The following is a 14597-nucleotide window of genomic DNA, read 5'->3' on the forward strand; positions in this document are numbered from 1 at the left end:
GGCGGCCGCTCCTATGCGGACCCTGAGCGCACGACCGGTCAGGGCCCCTCCGGGCTCGGCTCGGGGGCGGTGCCCGAACCGGTGGTCCGGCCGCGCCGCAGGTCGCGCACGCGCGAAACGACGAACCACACGACGAGCACGGCGACGACGATGATCACGATCGTCTGGAAGATCTCGGCGTACTGCTCGACGATGTGCCAGTTCTCACCCAGCAGGAAGCCCGCCATCACGAAGATCGAGTTCCAGATGAGGCTGCCCGCCGTCGTGAGCAGCCCGAACTTCCACCAGTGCATCCGGGCGACCCCCGCGGGGATCGAGATGAGGCTGCGGAAGAGCGGCACCATGCGCCCGAAGAACACGGCGATCGACCCGTGCTTCTCGAACCAGTGCACCGACCGCACGACGTCGTCGCCGGTCACGAGCGGCATCCGGTCGGCGATGCGGCGCAGGCGGTCGGCGCCGAGCCACCGGCCGAGGACGTAGAGGATGTAGGCGCCGAAGACCGACCCGAAGGTCGTCCACAGGATCGCCTCCGCGAGGGTGAACGAGCCGCGCGAGGCGGCGAGCCCGGCCATCGGGAGCACGACCTCGCTCGGGATCGGCGGGAAGAGATTGTCCATGCCGACCGCGATCGCCGCGCCGGCGGGCCCGATCGTGTCCATGAGCGAGACGGTCCAGTCGGCGAGGGTCGTCAGCCACGACCCTCCCTCCTCGGCGGCCGGTGCCGACGCGTGAGCGTAGGCGGTGCGGGTCAAGACGGTCATCGGGTGCCTTCGCGCTCGGTGATCGGATGCCCGGGCGGGCCCCGCGCACAGCCTAGGGGCGCGACGTCGGAGATAGCTGGACGCGTAGACTCTCCCCTCGTGAGTGAACGCGTTCTCGTCCAGCAGCTGCAGGCCCGCCCCGACGGCCCCGTTTCGGTGTCCGGATGGGTCGAGACCGTCCGCGATCAGAAGAAGGTGCAGTTCGTCATCCTCCGCGACGAGACCGGCGCCGTGCAGCTGGTCAACCCCGCGACCCGCCCGGCCGAGGACGGCAGCGAGCAGGATGCCGCGGCCCTCGCCCTCACCGAGCTGATCTCGAACCTGTCGACGGGCACCTTCCTGACCGTCACGGGAGACCTCAAGCACGACGAGCGGGTCAAGCTCGGCGGCGTCGAGATCAAGATCGGCGCCCTCGACATCGCGGCTGCGGCCCTGCCCGAGACCCCGATCGCCGCCGACTCCGGCCTCGACAAGCGCATGGACTGGCGCTTCCTCGACCTGCGCCAGCGCCGCAACAACCTCATCTTCCGCGTGCAGACGACGCTCGAGCACGCGATGCGCACCTACTGGATCGAGCGCGACTACATCGAGATCCACTCCCCCAAGCTCATGGCATCGGCATCCGAGTCGGCAGCCGAGCTGTTCGAGGTGCCCTACTTCGAGGACAAGACCGCGTACCTCGCTCAGAGCCCGCAGTTCTTCAAGCAGATGGCGCAGTCGGCGGGCTTCGGGAAGATCTTCGAGATCGGAGACGTCTTCCGCGCCGACCCGTCCTTCACCTCGCGCCACGCGACCGAGTTCACCTCGATCGACGCCGAGATCAGCTGGATCGACTCGCACGAGGACGTCGCCGCGATGCAGGAGGAGCTGCTGCAGTTCGCCTTCCAGGCCGTCAAGGACAAGCACGGTGACGAGATCGCCGAGCTGTTCGGCGTCGAGGTGCAGGTGCCGCAGACCCCGTTCCCCCGCATCCCGCTCGCCGAGGCGCGCGAGATCGTCGCGGCCCGGGGCTACGACATCCCGCGCACCGACGGCGACCTCGACCCCGAGGGCGAGCGCCAGATCTCGGCGCACGTGCTCGAGACGTACGGCCACCAGTTCGTCTTCATCACCGACTACCACCCCGAGATCCGCGCGTTCTACCACATGCGCGACGAGGAGACCGGGCTCACGAAGTCGTACGACCTGCTCTTCAACGGCGTCGAGATCACGACGGGCGCGCAGCGCGAGCACCGCGTCGACGTTCTCATCGAGCAGGCCAAGGAGAAGGGTCTCGAGCCCGAGCACCTCGACTTCTACCTCGACTTCTTCCGTTACGGCGCCCCGCCCCACGGCGGGTTCGGCATGGGTCTCGCACGCGTGCTGATGCTGCTGCTCGGCGAGTCGTCGATCCGCGAGGTCACCTACCTCTTCCGCGGTCCGACGCGCCTCGCCCCGTAACACATCCCCCCACGCACCCGGCAAGCGCACAGCCGGCGTTCGGCACCGCCCGTATCGTGGCTTCTTCGGCGACGGAAGGAGCAGAACGTATGTGGGACGGGTGGATGCAGTTCGCCATCGCTGTACTGGTGGGCCTCACGGTCGCCGCTGTGATCGCGGTGGTCGCCCATGTCGCGCTGCGCATCGCGGCGCGACGGCAGCGTTGGCCCGAGGTGCTCAGTCGTCGTTCCCGTGCCCCGTTCCGGTCGCTGCTCGTCGCCATCGCCCTCTGGGCGGCGGTGCAGACGTCGTTCCCGGACGAGCTGTGGCGGTCGGTCCTCGGCCAGGTCCTGACGATCGCGATCATCGCCGCGAGCGCCTGGCTGCTCGCTTCCCTCGTACTCGTCGTCACCGATGTCGCGCTCGGCCGGTACCGCATCGATGTGCCCGACAACCGCGTCGCCCGCCGCATCCGCACGCAGATGCTGATCGTCCGCCGCCTCGCGGTCGCGATCATCATCGTGATCGGCATCGGTGCGGTTCTGCTGACCTTCGACTCGGTGCGCGCCGTCGGAGCGAGCGTCCTGGCCTCTGCGGGTATCGCCTCGGTGGTCGCCGGACTCGCCGCCCAGTCGGTGCTCGCGAACGTCTTCGCGGGATTGCAGATCGTCTTCAGCGACGCGCTGCGTGTCGATGACGTCGTCGTCGCCGACGGCGAGTGGGGTCGCGTCGGCGAGATCACCCTCAGCTACGTCGTGCTCGACCTCTGGGACGACCGGCGTCTGGTCCTCCCCTGCACCTACTTCACCACGACCCCGTTCGAGAACTGGACTCGGCGCGGCTCGGAGCTGCTGGGCGCCGTCGAGATGGACCTCGATTGGAACGTCTCGCCCACCGCGATGCGCGCCCATCTGCACGATGTGCTCGAGAAGACCGACCTCTGGGACCGCCGGACATCGGTGCTGCAGGTGACGGATGCCGTCGCCGGCTATGTGCGCGTGCGCATCCTGGTCACCGCGAAGGATGCCCCCACGCTGTTCGACCTGCGCTGTCTCGTGCGCGAGGCGATGGTGATGTGGGTGCAGCGCACCATGCCGCAGGCCGTCCCGGTGCAGCGCATCGTCATGTCGGATGCCGCGACCCCGGGCCACGGCGACGACCATGCCATCACGCACGACCCCACGCCGACCAACGACGGGCTGTTCACCGGGAGCGCCGAGGCGGAGCGACGGGCGAGCACGTTCACCAACGCGATCCCGGTGATCGTGACAGGCGACCTCGCCGAGCGCGATCGGCGCGACTGACGCGCTCGTCCGCGCCGCCGCGTGCGGTGGAGCCTCGGCTCAGACCTCGAAGTCGACCGAGATGCGGCTCGCGACGACGCCGCGGACGAAGGCGGCGACCTCCTGGTGAGCCGGGTGCACCTGATACTCCTCGAGTCCGGCGACATCATCGAAGTCGGCGACCAGTGCCACGTCGCCGTTGACCTCGGCGTAGGCAGCGTTCGGTCCGATGCTCAGCGAGCGGATCGAGGGGACGACACCCACGAGGGCCTGGATGCGGCGCGACACCTCGGCGGCGTGCTCGGCCCGGGTCGCGGCGTCCTCAGCGGCGAGCTTCCAGGCGACGACGTGGCGGATGGTCATGCGGGCTCCTCGGTCGGGGTCTTCTCGGTCAGCGCGGTGCGCAGCCGGTCGGCGGACACGCGCCAGTGCGCGTGGAGGCGATCGTCGATCAGCACGACGGGGATCTTCTCCCACCATTGCTCGAAAAGCGACGGGTCATCGAAGATCGATCGCTCCACGACATCGACCTCGGTGCCGGCGGGCAGGTCGGCCACGACGGTGTCGACGATCTCGCGGGCGACATCGCAGAGGTGGCAGCCGGGCTTGGAGATGAGGGTGAGGGTGCGCATCAGACGCGAAGCGGTGTCAGCGCTCGAGCTCGAAGCCGCGTGCGGCCCACTCGCCCGTACCGCCGGTGACGTTCGTGGCGTCGTAGCCGCGGGCCTCGAGAGCCGCGACCACCTGGGCCGACCGTCCGCCGGCCTGGCAGATCACGTCGAAGGCGCCGTCGGGCAGCTCGTCGATGCGTTCACCGAGCTGCGACATCGGAATGCTGATCGCGCCGGGCACGCGCCCCGCGGCGTACTCGTGGTCTTCGCGCACGTCGATGAGGGGGATGTCGCGGCCCGCACGGAGCTCGTCGATGGTGATGGATTTCATGCTCATTCCTCCACGTTCAGCCTAGGCCGCACCGCACAGCACCGTGGCGGCGGCACCCGGAAAGCACGAAGCGCCCCTCGGCCGGAGCCGAATGGGGCGCTCAGTGACGTCGCCGCGACTTACTTCTTGTTGCGGCGCTGGTGGCGAGTCTTGCGAAGCAGCTTGCGGTGCTTCTTCTTCGCCATGCGCTTGCGGCGCTTCTTGATGACAGAACCCACGGAAAACCTCACTATGTCAGGGTCTGGACGCATCTCGTATGCGTCCGGGAACAGGCACCTCGCGAAAAATGCCTCGGATCAGTCTAGCCGACGTCGGCGATCGGCCGTTGCACGGCGTCGCGCACCGCAGATTCGGGTACGCGGTAGCTGCGGCCGAAGCGCACAGCGGGCAGCTCGCCGGAGTGAACGAGGCGATACACCGTCATCTTCGACACCCGCATGATCTCCGCCACCTCCGCCACAGTGAGGAAGCGCACATCGGGCAGCTCGGCCATCGTCATCCCTTTCCCCCGGATGCGAACACTCTAGGGGCGAGGCGCGACGCGTGTAAACCGAAGTGACGCCTGTTGCTTCCGGGGCGCGGGATGTGCCGGGGTCAGCGCGCGGAACGCTTGCCGAACACGCTCGTGACGGCGTGCTTCGCGGATGCCGCAGCCCGCCCGACCAGCTCGGCCGCGGCGACCGCCTGCTCGGGGAGCGCGGGGACGGGCTCGGCGTCGTAAGCCTCCGAGGAGAGGAACGGCACGAGCCAGTCGTCGACGACGTCGAGCGGCTCGGGCGACAGGCTGTAGTAGCGGTGCTGCCCTTCCTCGCGCACGGTCACGAGCTCGGCCCCTCGCAGCACCTTGAGGTGCTTGGAGATCGTCGGCTGGCTCACGCCGAGCTCGTTCACGATCTGCGAGACGCTCGTCCCGGAGGAGCGCGGATCGGAGTCCCGATCGAGCAAGAGCCGCAGGATGTCCCGACGGGTGCCGTCGGCGATCACGTCGAAGATGTCCGCCATGCATTCAGGTTAGTCGGCGCGCGCGCCCGAGTACCATGACATCGGCACCGACCTACTGCGGAGCCGGGAGCAACAGCTGCGATCGTGGGGAGGAACACGCATGGCGGACAGGTCCGTCGGCGCGATCGTCCTCACCCGTCTCGGCGGCTTCGGACGCAGTGCCTGGGACGCCGGTCGCGACCTGGCGACCGCCTCGCCCTCACGCTTCGCGGTGCTGATCTTCTCGACGCTGATCCTCGTCTTCACGACGCTGTTCTCCCTGCCCGCGGCATCCGCATCGGGCCGGGCTACACCCTTCGCCGATGCGCTCTTCACCGCGGTGTCGACGATCTGCGTCGCGGGCTTGGCCACCGTCGACATGGCCACGCACTGGTCGCCGTTCGGCCACATCCTCATCTACATCGGCGTCAACGTCGGTGCCCTCGGCGTGCTGACACTCGCGTCGATCCTGGGGCTCGTCATCTCCAAGCGCCTCGGCCTGCGTGCGAAGCTCATCGCCGCCGGCGACAGCAATCCGATGCGCGCACACGGCGGTCCGGTCAACGAAGGTCAGGCCGTCCGCCTCGGCGAGGTCGGCTTGCTGCTGCGCACGGTCGCGCTGTCGACGCTCGTCATCGAGGCGGGGCTCGCCGTCCTGCTGTACCCGTCGCTGCTGCTCGGCGGCGTCGATCCCCTCACCGCCCTGTGGGAGGCCCCGTACTACGCGGCCATGGCCTTCACCAACACCGGCTTCTCACCCAACGCGGAGGGGCTGCAGCCGTTCGCGCAGGACTACGTGATGCTCACCGTGCTGATGGTCGGCGTGTTCCTCGGGTCGATCGGCTTCCCCGTGATCTTCACGCTCTGGCGGCACCAGTGGCATGTGCGCGCGTGGTCGCTGCACGCGAAGCTCACGATCATCACCACGGTCATCCTGTTCTTCACCGGCGCCGGAGTCTTCCTGCTCCTCGAGTACGACAATCCCGCGACCTTCGGGTCGATGGAGGCGTGGGACACGACCTTCCAGGCCTTCTTCATCTCAGCGATGACCCGGTCGGGCGGCTTCTCGATCATCGACATCGGCGAGATGCACGGCTCGTCCCTCATCGTCGGATCGATGCTCATGTTCGTCGGCGGCGGATCTGCCTCCACCGCCGGCGGCATCAAGGTCACCACCCTCGCGGTGCTCGCCCTCGCCGTGTGGTCGGAGGCGAAGGGACGTCCGTCGGTGCAGGTGTTCGGCCGCCGCATCCCCAGCGACGTCCAACGCGTGGCGCTCTCGGTCGTCGCGTGGAGCGCCACGATCGTCGCGATCGGCACCGTGACCATCGCGCAGATCACGAAGGCTCCCGTCGACGAGGTGCTCTTCGACGTCATCTCCGGGTTCGCGACCGTGGGGCTGTCGACAGGCCTGACGGCCGAACTCCCCGAGCCCGCGGTGTACGTCATGGCCCTCGTCATGTTCATGGGACGCGTTGGTACAGTGACACTCGCTGCAGCGGTGGCCGCGGCATCCCGTTCGCAGTTGTACGCCCTGCCCGTTGAAAGGCCGATCGTTGGTTGAGCAGATCCGAAGCGACGCTCCCGTGCTGGTCATCGGGCTGGGGCGTTTCGGCGCCGCCTGCGCGGGCGAGCTCGACCGCCTCGACCGCGAGGTTCTCGCGATCGACGACAACCTCGAGCTCGTGCAGAAGTGGTCGGAGCGCGTCACGCACGCCGTGCAGACCGACGCCCGCAACCTCGACGCGCTCAAGCAGATCGGCGCACAGGACTTCCAGGTCGCCGTCGTCGCCGTCGGCTCGTCGATCGAAGCGTCCGTGCTCATCACCGCGAATCTCGTCGACCTGAAGGTCCCCCAGATCTGGGCGAAGGCCGTCTCGCAGTCGCACGGCAAGATCCTCGCCCGCGTGGGCGCCAACCACGTCGTGTACCCCGAGCGCGAGGCCGGCGAGCGCGTGGCCCACCTCGTCAGCGGGCGCATGCTCGACTTCATCCGCTTCGACGACGACTTCGTCCTGGCGAAGATGTACCCCCCGAAGTTCATCCGCGGCGTCGGTCTCAACGAGTCGGGAGTGCGCACGAAGTACCGTGTCACCGTCGTCGGCGTGAAGAGCCCCGGCAAGCCCTTCCGCTACGCGGAGGCCAATACCGTCGTCACCAACCACGACCTCATCATCGTCTCGGGGACGAACTCCGACATCGAGCGCTTCGCCTCACTCGACCGCTGACCTGCCCCGCGCTGCTGCGCGCTGCCCCCGCCTCGAGGTCCCAGTTGGGCCGGGTAAACGGACGGCATACCCGGCCCAAGTGGGACCTCGGATGACGTTGCGTCGGGGTCAGGAGCCGGCGGCGAGCTCGCGCGCGCGGGCGAGCGCGGCGTCGGTCGCCCGCGCGAAGACGTCGTCGAGCCGGGCCTCCTGCAGCACGGCGATCGCCCGCTCGGTCGTGCCCTTGGGGCTCGTGACGCGGCGGCGCAGCTCGGCCGGGTCCTCGCCCGAAGCGTCGAGCAGAGCGGCCGCTCCGATGAAGGTCTGCTCGGCCATGACGCGAGCCTCGCCCTCGGCGAATCCCTTGCCGATGGCAGCCCGGGTGAGCTCCTCGATCAGCAGGAAGACGTAGGCGGGCCCCGAACCCGAGATCGTCGAGAGCGCATCGATCTGCTCCTCGGGCACCTCGACGACGACTCCGCATGTCTCGAACAGGGCGCGCACCGTCGCCCGGTGGTCATCGGATGCCGAAGGCCCGGCCGCGAGCCCCGTGACGGCCTTGCCGACGACGGCGGGGGTGTTGGGCATCGAGCGGATGACGGCGACGTCGGGCCCGAGGATGCCGGCGAAGGTCTCGATCGTGACCCCGGCGGCGAGGCTCACCACGACCGCGCCGGGGCGCAGCACCGGGGCGATCTCGCGCAGCAGATCGGGCACCATCGCGGGCTTCACACCGATCAGCACGACGTCGGCCGCAGCCGCGGCATCCGTGTTCCCCGTGGGAGTGTCGGCGAGCGCGATGCTCGTGACCCCCGCGAGGTCGGCGAGGGCGGCGGCCTTCTCGGCGGTGCGGTTGGTGACGGTCACTCCCCCGGCCGCGGCACCCGAGGCCACCAGGCCCGACAGCACGGCACCCCCCATCGAACCGGCTCCGAGGATGGCGATCGGGGGCAGGGCGACGACGTCGGACATGCCGTCATCTTAAGTCCGGTCGTTTCCCAGCAGAGCGCACGGCTGCGAGGTAGAGTCGGAACGTCCGCGGGCGCGGAGGCGCTCGCCGCGCAGAGCAGAGCGAAGGATCCCGCCATGCCCCTCTTCGACGGCATCACGCCACGCATCATCGAGACGTCGCGCCTGGCGGTGAGCATCCTCGAACGCGGCGCAGACGACCCCGAGACTCCGGCCGACCGCACGCTCGTGCTGTTGCACGACGCTCCCGGGTCGAGTCTCTTCTGGCAGGAGATCATCGAGGATCTGCCGAGCGACGTCCGCCCGATCGCGATCGACCTCCGCGGCTTCGGCGAGACCGAGCGACTGCCCGTCGACGCGACCCGCGGTGTGCGCGACTTCTCCGATGACGTGCGGGCGACTCTCGACGCACTGGGCCTCGATGCCGTCCATTTCGTCGGCTGGGGCCTGGGCGCCGCCGTCGCCATGCAGTACGCGCTCGATCACCCCGTGCTCTCGCTCAGTCTGCTCTCGCCCGTGTCGCCATACGGCTTCGGCGGTACGCGACTCGACGGCACGCGCCTGACGGACGATGACGCGGGATGCGGCGGCGGAGCCGTCAGCCCCACGCTCGTCGACCGACTCACGGCACGCGACGCGGGCGACGACGAGGGCACCGCCCGATCGTTCTTCCGCACGTCGTTCGTCTCGCCCGACTACGAGTCCGACAACGAGGACACGTGGGTCGAGGCGATGCTCACGACGTCGACCGCCGAAGGCAACTACCCCGGCGACAGCGTGCCGAGCGACAACTGGCCGGGCTTCGCGGCGGGCCGGCTCGGCGTGCAGAACGCCCTGGCCCCGGCACACTTCGACGTCTCTTCCATCGTCGACCTGGCCGCCGGATACGATGCGCCCCCGATCCTGTGGATGCGTGGCGGTGCCGATGTCATCGTCGCCGACGGGTCGTTCGCCGAGAGCGGTCATCTCGGCGAGATCGGCGCGATCCCGGGGTGGCCGGGCGTGGAGACGGCACCGGCGCAACAGATGGTCGCGCAGACCCGCAACGTGCTCGAGCGGTACCGCGAGGCGGGCGGGCAGGTGACCGAGGTGGTCATCGAGGGCGTCGGGCACGCCGTGCATCTCGAGCGCCCGGGCAAGGTCCGCACCGCGATCCTCTCGACGATCGGCTACCTCGGCACCCCGATCTCACCGGCTCCCCCGACCGAGGCGATCATCCTCAGCTCCTGGGACTGACCGGCCGGGCGGCTCACCGCTGCTGCGCGAAGAACGTGCGCAGCAGCGCGGACGACTCGGCGGAGCGCACGCCCGCCACGACCTCGGCTCTCACAGGAAGTCGGCGGTCGCGCACGAGGTCGTACTGCGATCCGGCAGCGCCCGCCTTGTCGTCCCATGCACCGAAGACGAGCCGCGAGACGTGGGCCTGCAGCATGGCGCCCGCGCACATGGCGCACGGCTCGAGCGTGACCGTCAGGGTGCATCCCGCCAAGTTCCACGACCCGATCGCGGCGGACGCGGCGCGAAGCGCGACCACCTCGGCATGAGCGGTCGGGTCACCGGTCGCCTCGCGGAGGTTGCGGCCCTCGCCGAGCACTGCACCCGAGGCATCCGTCACGACCGCTCCGACGGGGATGTCACCCGCCGCCGCCGCGGCCTCCGCGAGCTCGAGGGCGCGCGTCATGCTGCGGATGTCGCCAGCGGATGCCGTCAGGGTCACGGCACCAGCGTAGAGCCGAGAAGACGCGAGCCGTCCGCGTAGGATCATCACATGCGTGTTCACGTCGCCGACCACCCGCTCATCACCCACAAGCTCTCGGTCCTGCGCGACAAGAACACCACCTCGCCGGTGTTCCGTCAGCTCACCGAAGAGCTCGTGACGCTGCTCGCGTACGAGGCCACCCGCAACGTCCGCACGGAGCAGGTCGAGATCGAGACCCCGGTCACCCGCACGACGGGCCTCGCGATCGCCAAGCCCCGCCCCCTCGTCGTGCCGATCCTGCGCGCGGGACTCGGGATGCTCGAGGGCATGACCAAGCTCCTCCCCACCGCCGAGGTGGGGTTCCTGGGGATGGCCCGCAATGAGGTGACGTTCGAGCCGACCACGTACGCCGAGCGTCTTCCCGACGACCTCAGCGACCGTCAGTGCTTCGTGCTCGACCCGATGCTCGCCACCGGAGGCTCACTGGGCGCGGCGATCGACTTCATCTTCCAGCGCGGGGCGCAGGACGTCACGGCCATCTGCATCCTGGGGGCGCCCGAGGGCCTCGCCGCGATCGAGAAGCAGGTCGGCGACCGCGATGTGACCCTCGTCCTGGGCTCGCTCGACGAGCGTCTCGACGAGCGCGGCTACATCGTGCCGGGCCTCGGCGACGCCGGCGACCGTCTCTACGGCACCGTCGACTGACCCGCGACCCGCGACCCGCGACCCGCGACCCGCGCATCGAGCGCACCTGCGCCGATGGAGCGCAGTTCGAACCGCGCCCGTCGCTGACAACTGCGCCCCATATGCGGAGCGCGCGCCTCAGACCGCCCCGACGAGACGGGCGAAGGCGCTCATCCGTGCAACGCCCTCGGGGGTGCGGGGCAGGTCGTCGAGGATGCCGGTGCCGTAGACGACGTATGCGGTGTGCTGCGCGCGCGAAACGGCCACGTTGAGGCGGTTCTGCAGCAGCAGGAACTCCAGCCCCCGAGGCGCGTCTCGACCTGAGGATGCCGCGAGCGACACGATCGCGACCGCCGCCTCCTGGCCCTGGAACCGATCGACCGTGCCCACCGGCACGTCGTCGAAGCCCGCCGCGGCGAGCGCTTCTTCTACGAGCACCTGCTGCGCGTTGTACGGCGTGACCACGATGATGTCGCGCTGCGCGAGCGGACGAGGCTCGAGCGCCGGGTCGGGCAGCCACGCACGGTCGAGGAGATCCGAGATCAGCCCCACGACGACCTCGGCCTCTTCGGGCGAGGCCGTGGCATTGCGCCGGTGGGCGACGGGCACGGGCATGACCCCCGGCGCGACGCCCGCGAGCACCCGGCCGGCCGTGGATGCGTGCGCGGCGAGTCGACCGTCGTAGGCGAGCACGGAAACCGGTTCGGCGACCTCGGGCCGCATGCGACGGGTCTCGGCCAGGAAATAGCCGCGATCGCTCGGGATGACGTGGGCGCCGTCCATGATCCAGCCGAGGGCCGAGGTGTCGACCGGCTCGGGATGCGTGCCCTGGCTGACCTGCGGCAGCTGTTGCGGATCGCCCAGCAGCAGAAGCCGGGAGGCCGCGACCGAGACGGCGATCGTCGAGGCGAGGGAGAACTGGCCCGCCTCGTCGATGACGAGGAGATCGAGACTGCCGCGCGGGATGCGGCCGGCGTGCGTGAGGTCCCAGGCCGTGCCGCCGACGACGTATCCGTCCGGACGCCCCGCGGTGAAGTCGGCGACGCCGTTCTTCGGGATGACCGTGAAGGCCTCGTCACCGGTGGGTTCGCCCTTGACCGCCTTCGCGATCTTCTCGCGCGGCACCCCCGCGGCGGCGATGCGATCGAGCATGTTCTCGACGACGGCGTGCGACTGCGCCACGACGCCGACGCGGAATCCGCGTTCGGCCACGAGACGTGTGACGACATGAGATCCCACATAGGTCTTACCCGTTCCGGGAGGGCCCTGTACCGCGAGGTAGCTGCGGTCGAGATCGAGGATCGCGCTCGAGATGTCGGCGACCGCATCCCCGCCCCCACTCGGCAGCGAGCCGGACAGCGTCCGCGGCGGGCGTCGCAGCAGAAGATCGGTCGCGGGATCGGCCGGCAGGTCGGGCGTCGCGGCGATCACCTCGTCTGCCCACGCGTCGATCGCCGCCTGCTGGCTGCCCGCAGGCGGCGGGGCTGCCGGGGTGAGCGCGATCGGCAGCTCGGACCACATGTACGCGCCCGCGGCGAGCTCCTCGACGATCGCGCCGTCATCGAGCACCTCGATGACCCGCACCCGCCGGTCGGCGTGGATGAAGCGGGGCCGCGGTTCCGTCGGGAACGGCGCGGGCGCCTCGTAGATCGCGAACGGCGACGAATCGACGCTCAATCGTGTGCCCGGTGCGACCTCGCCGCGCAGTTCGAGGACGCGCCGGTCGGTGCGAGCCCCCTCGGGCCGATGCCAGTCTTCGAGCACCCGGCTGCGCTCGGACGCCACGGCGACGACGTCGCGGGTGTCCTCCCACATCGAGAGCGGTTCGCGCAGGCGGAGGAAGTGGGTGGCCCAGAACGACTTCGCCTCACGGGGGTAGTAGTCGATCGCAGCCGCCCCGAGCCGCAGCGCGACGGCTGACGGGGCGTCGGCACCCGCGGGGTCGTCCGCGGCCGCGGCATCCGCGAGTCGCGACAGCGCGGTTGCGCGCGGCGACGGCTCGTAAGCGCGCTCTTCGGGCTCGACATCCGCGGATGGCCGCAACTGCGCCTCCCGCGCCCGGTCGACGAGCCAATCGCGCAGCCGCCGTGTCGAGACGCAGTCGTAGCGGTTGTAATCAGCCAGATCCGCGAGGATCGCCGCGGCGGCGTCGGCATCACCCGCCTCGGCGAGTGCCCGCGCCTCGACGTACCGGACGATCGAATCGTCGCCCTTCTGGACGTCGCTCGTGCGGACTTCGGACCCCATGTAGAGCGGCTCGAGCTTCTTGATCGAGTACGAGCGCGACCCCACCCGCAGCGCGCGGCGGACGATCGGATACAGGTCGACGAAGACCCCGTCGCGCAGCAGCCGGTCGACCTCGGCCTCACCCACGCCGTACCGCGCAGCCATCGCGAGAAGATGCGTCGGCTCGTACGGTGCGTAGTGGTAGATGTGCATCGCCGGGTGCGCGGCACGCTGCACGGCGACGAACTCGAGGAAGGTCTGGAACGCCGCCCGCTCCTCGTCGAAGGTGTGAGCCCAGAGTGCGGAGTACTGCTCGCGGAGATCGACCCAGCCGAACAGGTAGTCGATGCCCCACTGACGAGCCGCCCCCTCGGTGTAGAGCGGGTCGCCCTCGAAGTCGAAGAAGAGATCGCCGAGGTCGGGCCGCGGAAGCGCGCCGAGCGCCTTCGGGAAGACCACCTCGTAGGTGGGGACGGGGGCCCCGTCTGCCGCCGGCTCGCCCGCGCCGACGCCGCCCGCGGGGCTCTCGAGCTGCAGCCGAGCCTGGGTGCGGAGGCCCGCGAACGTGTCCCACGACATCCGGGCGGGCGCCTCGCGCGCCGCGGCGAGCTCGTCGATCGTCGTGACTCCGGCCGCCCGCAGGCGCTCGCGCTGGATCGGTCGCATGCCCGCGACGAGCAGGAGATCGCGCGCGGCGACGACCTCGAGGTCGCAGGTCGCACACCGTCCGCAGGCCGCGACCCGCAGATCACCGCGATCGTCGCCCCACGCGATGGGTTCGCCCGCGGCGCCCGCGGCCACGTCACGGTCGGCGATGAGCGAGCGCAGACGCTCGCGCCGCAGGACGAACACCGGTGCGATGTCGGCGCGCTCGTGGCGCGACGTCGTGCCGTCGCCCAGCAGCAGCTCGACGTGACCGGCGACGGCCGCGCCCTCGCGGTCGAGCTGGACGGCATAGGCCTCGAGCTGCATCAGCGCGGTGACGCGCGCGTGGCGTGCGAGCTTCGTGTCTTGCACGACCCACCGGCCGTCGTCGTCGCGTAAGAGGAAGTCGGCGAACCCGACGAAGTCGGTGTCGGAGAACGCCGCCTGGTAGATCACCCGCGCGTCCGAGGCGAGGGCGTCACGAGTGAGCGCGACGGCACGCGCCAGGCCCGCGGCATCCGACGAGCGCGTCTCGGGGATCTCGGCGACACGATCTCCGAACTCGGCACGGTACGCGGCGAGCTGACGTTCCTCGTGGCGATCGCCGAGACGGCCCGCCCGCTCGAGCGTCGGATCGTCGGGCTCGTCGACGGCGGAGACGCGTCCGAGCTTGGCGTCGATCGCTCGCAGCCAGGCGAACTCGCACTCGGCCGCCGCCTTGAGGTCGCTCGCGCTCCAGACGATCCGGCCTTCGTCCTCGATGTATCGCATGATCCCC

The 14597-nt window shown here is 70.0% G+C and carries 16 protein-coding genes; 6 read left to right on the forward strand and 10 right to left on the reverse strand.

The window, feature by feature from the left end; genetic code table 11:
- Window positions 1-38 precede the first annotated feature (38 nt).
- Window positions 39-764: a DedA family protein gene (locus tag DEU36_RS05840; RefSeq protein ID WP_120263327.1), complete on the reverse strand. Its 726-nt coding sequence runs from the start codon at window positions 762-764 to the stop codon at window positions 39-41.
- 99 nt (window positions 765-863) lie between these two features.
- Here DEU36_RS05840 and aspS point away from each other — a divergent pair, with 99 nt between their 5' ends.
- Both aspS and DEU36_RS05850 read left to right on the forward strand, forming a co-directional pair.
- Window positions 864-2204, forward strand: coding sequence for an aspartate--tRNA(Asn) ligase (aspS, locus tag DEU36_RS05845; RefSeq protein ID WP_120263328.1), 1341 nt, complete (start codon window positions 864-866; stop codon window positions 2202-2204).
- Between the two features lie 89 nt (window positions 2205-2293).
- Window positions 2294-3487, forward strand: coding sequence for a mechanosensitive ion channel family protein (locus tag DEU36_RS05850; RefSeq protein WP_120263329.1), 1194 nt, complete (start codon window positions 2294-2296; stop codon window positions 3485-3487).
- Window positions 3488-3526: 39 nt separating this feature from the next.
- On the opposite strand, the gene DEU36_RS05855 is transcribed toward DEU36_RS05850, so the two are convergent.
- The 6 genes from DEU36_RS05855 to DEU36_RS05880 form a co-directional block, all read right to left on the reverse strand.
- Window positions 3527-3829 carry a Dabb family protein gene (locus DEU36_RS05855; RefSeq protein ID WP_120263330.1) on the reverse strand — a complete coding sequence of 101 codons (303 nt, stop codon included), beginning with the start codon at window positions 3827-3829 and terminating at the stop codon, window positions 3527-3529.
- On the reverse strand, window positions 3826-4098 hold the full coding sequence (locus tag DEU36_RS05860) for a glutaredoxin family protein (protein WP_120263331.1): 273 nt from the start codon (window positions 4096-4098) through the stop codon (window positions 3826-3828). Before DEU36_RS05860 ends, DEU36_RS05855 begins: the two co-directional genes overlap by 4 nt.
- Window positions 4099-4114: 16 nt before the next feature.
- Complete coding sequence (locus DEU36_RS05865; RefSeq protein ID WP_120263332.1) at window positions 4115-4408, reverse strand: rhodanese-like domain-containing protein; 294 nt, start codon at window positions 4406-4408, stop codon at window positions 4115-4117.
- Between the two features lie 119 nt (window positions 4409-4527).
- The gene (locus tag DEU36_RS05870; RefSeq protein ID WP_003792170.1) at window positions 4528-4626 is read right to left on the reverse strand and encodes a 30S ribosomal protein bS22; all 99 of its coding nucleotides are present in this window, start codon (window positions 4624-4626) and stop codon (window positions 4528-4530) included.
- Between the two features lie 83 nt (window positions 4627-4709).
- Entirely contained in the window at window positions 4710-4901 is a 192-nt protein-coding gene (locus tag DEU36_RS05875; protein ID WP_094262527.1) for a helix-turn-helix domain-containing protein, read from the reverse strand.
- A 101-nt stretch (window positions 4902-5002) separates the two neighbouring features.
- Complete coding sequence (locus DEU36_RS05880; protein WP_120263333.1) at window positions 5003-5410, reverse strand: helix-turn-helix transcriptional regulator; 408 nt, start codon at window positions 5408-5410, stop codon at window positions 5003-5005.
- A 100-nt stretch (window positions 5411-5510) separates the two neighbouring features.
- Between DEU36_RS05880 and DEU36_RS05885 the strand changes: the two genes are divergently transcribed.
- Window positions 5511-6953 carry a TrkH family potassium uptake protein gene (locus DEU36_RS05885; RefSeq protein ID WP_120263334.1) on the forward strand — a complete coding sequence of 481 codons (1443 nt, stop codon included), beginning with the start codon at window positions 5511-5513 and terminating at the stop codon, window positions 6951-6953.
- Entirely contained in the window at window positions 6946-7617 is a 672-nt protein-coding gene (locus DEU36_RS05890; protein ID WP_023952231.1) for a TrkA family potassium uptake protein, read from the forward strand. The genes DEU36_RS05885 and DEU36_RS05890 overlap by 8 nt, the downstream gene beginning before the upstream one ends.
- 108 nt (window positions 7618-7725) lie before the next feature.
- Here the strand turns inward: DEU36_RS05890 and proC are convergent, their stop codons facing one another.
- Window positions 7726-8568 carry a pyrroline-5-carboxylate reductase gene (proC, locus tag DEU36_RS05895; RefSeq protein WP_120263335.1) on the reverse strand — a complete coding sequence of 281 codons (843 nt, stop codon included), beginning with the start codon at window positions 8566-8568 and terminating at the stop codon, window positions 7726-7728.
- Between the two features lie 114 nt (window positions 8569-8682).
- Between proC and DEU36_RS05900 the strand changes: the two genes are divergently transcribed.
- Entirely contained in the window at window positions 8683-9801 is a 1119-nt protein-coding gene (locus DEU36_RS05900; RefSeq protein ID WP_120263336.1) for an alpha/beta fold hydrolase, read from the forward strand.
- 13 nt (window positions 9802-9814) lie between these two features.
- On the opposite strand, the gene DEU36_RS05905 is transcribed toward DEU36_RS05900, so the two are convergent.
- Window positions 9815-10246, reverse strand: a complete 432-nt coding sequence (locus tag DEU36_RS05905) for a nucleoside deaminase (protein WP_120264385.1) — start codon at window positions 10244-10246, stop codon at window positions 9815-9817.
- 87 nt (window positions 10247-10333) lie between these two features.
- On the opposite strand from DEU36_RS05905, the gene upp reads away from it, so the two are divergent.
- Window positions 10334-10969, forward strand: a complete 636-nt coding sequence (gene upp / locus DEU36_RS05910) for a uracil phosphoribosyltransferase (protein WP_120263337.1) — start codon at window positions 10334-10336, stop codon at window positions 10967-10969.
- Between the two features lie 117 nt (window positions 10970-11086).
- On the opposite strand, the gene DEU36_RS05915 is transcribed toward upp, so the two are convergent.
- A complete protein-coding gene (locus DEU36_RS05915; protein WP_120263338.1) occupies window positions 11087-14590 on the reverse strand; it encodes a bifunctional RecB family nuclease/DEAD/DEAH box helicase in 3504 nt (1167 codons plus the stop codon).
- Window positions 14591-14597: the final 7 nt, after the last annotated feature.

It is taken from the genome of Microbacterium sp. AG238, from assembly GCF_003610405.1.
Taxonomy (GTDB): Bacteria; Actinomycetota; Actinomycetes; order Actinomycetales; family Microbacteriaceae; genus Microbacterium.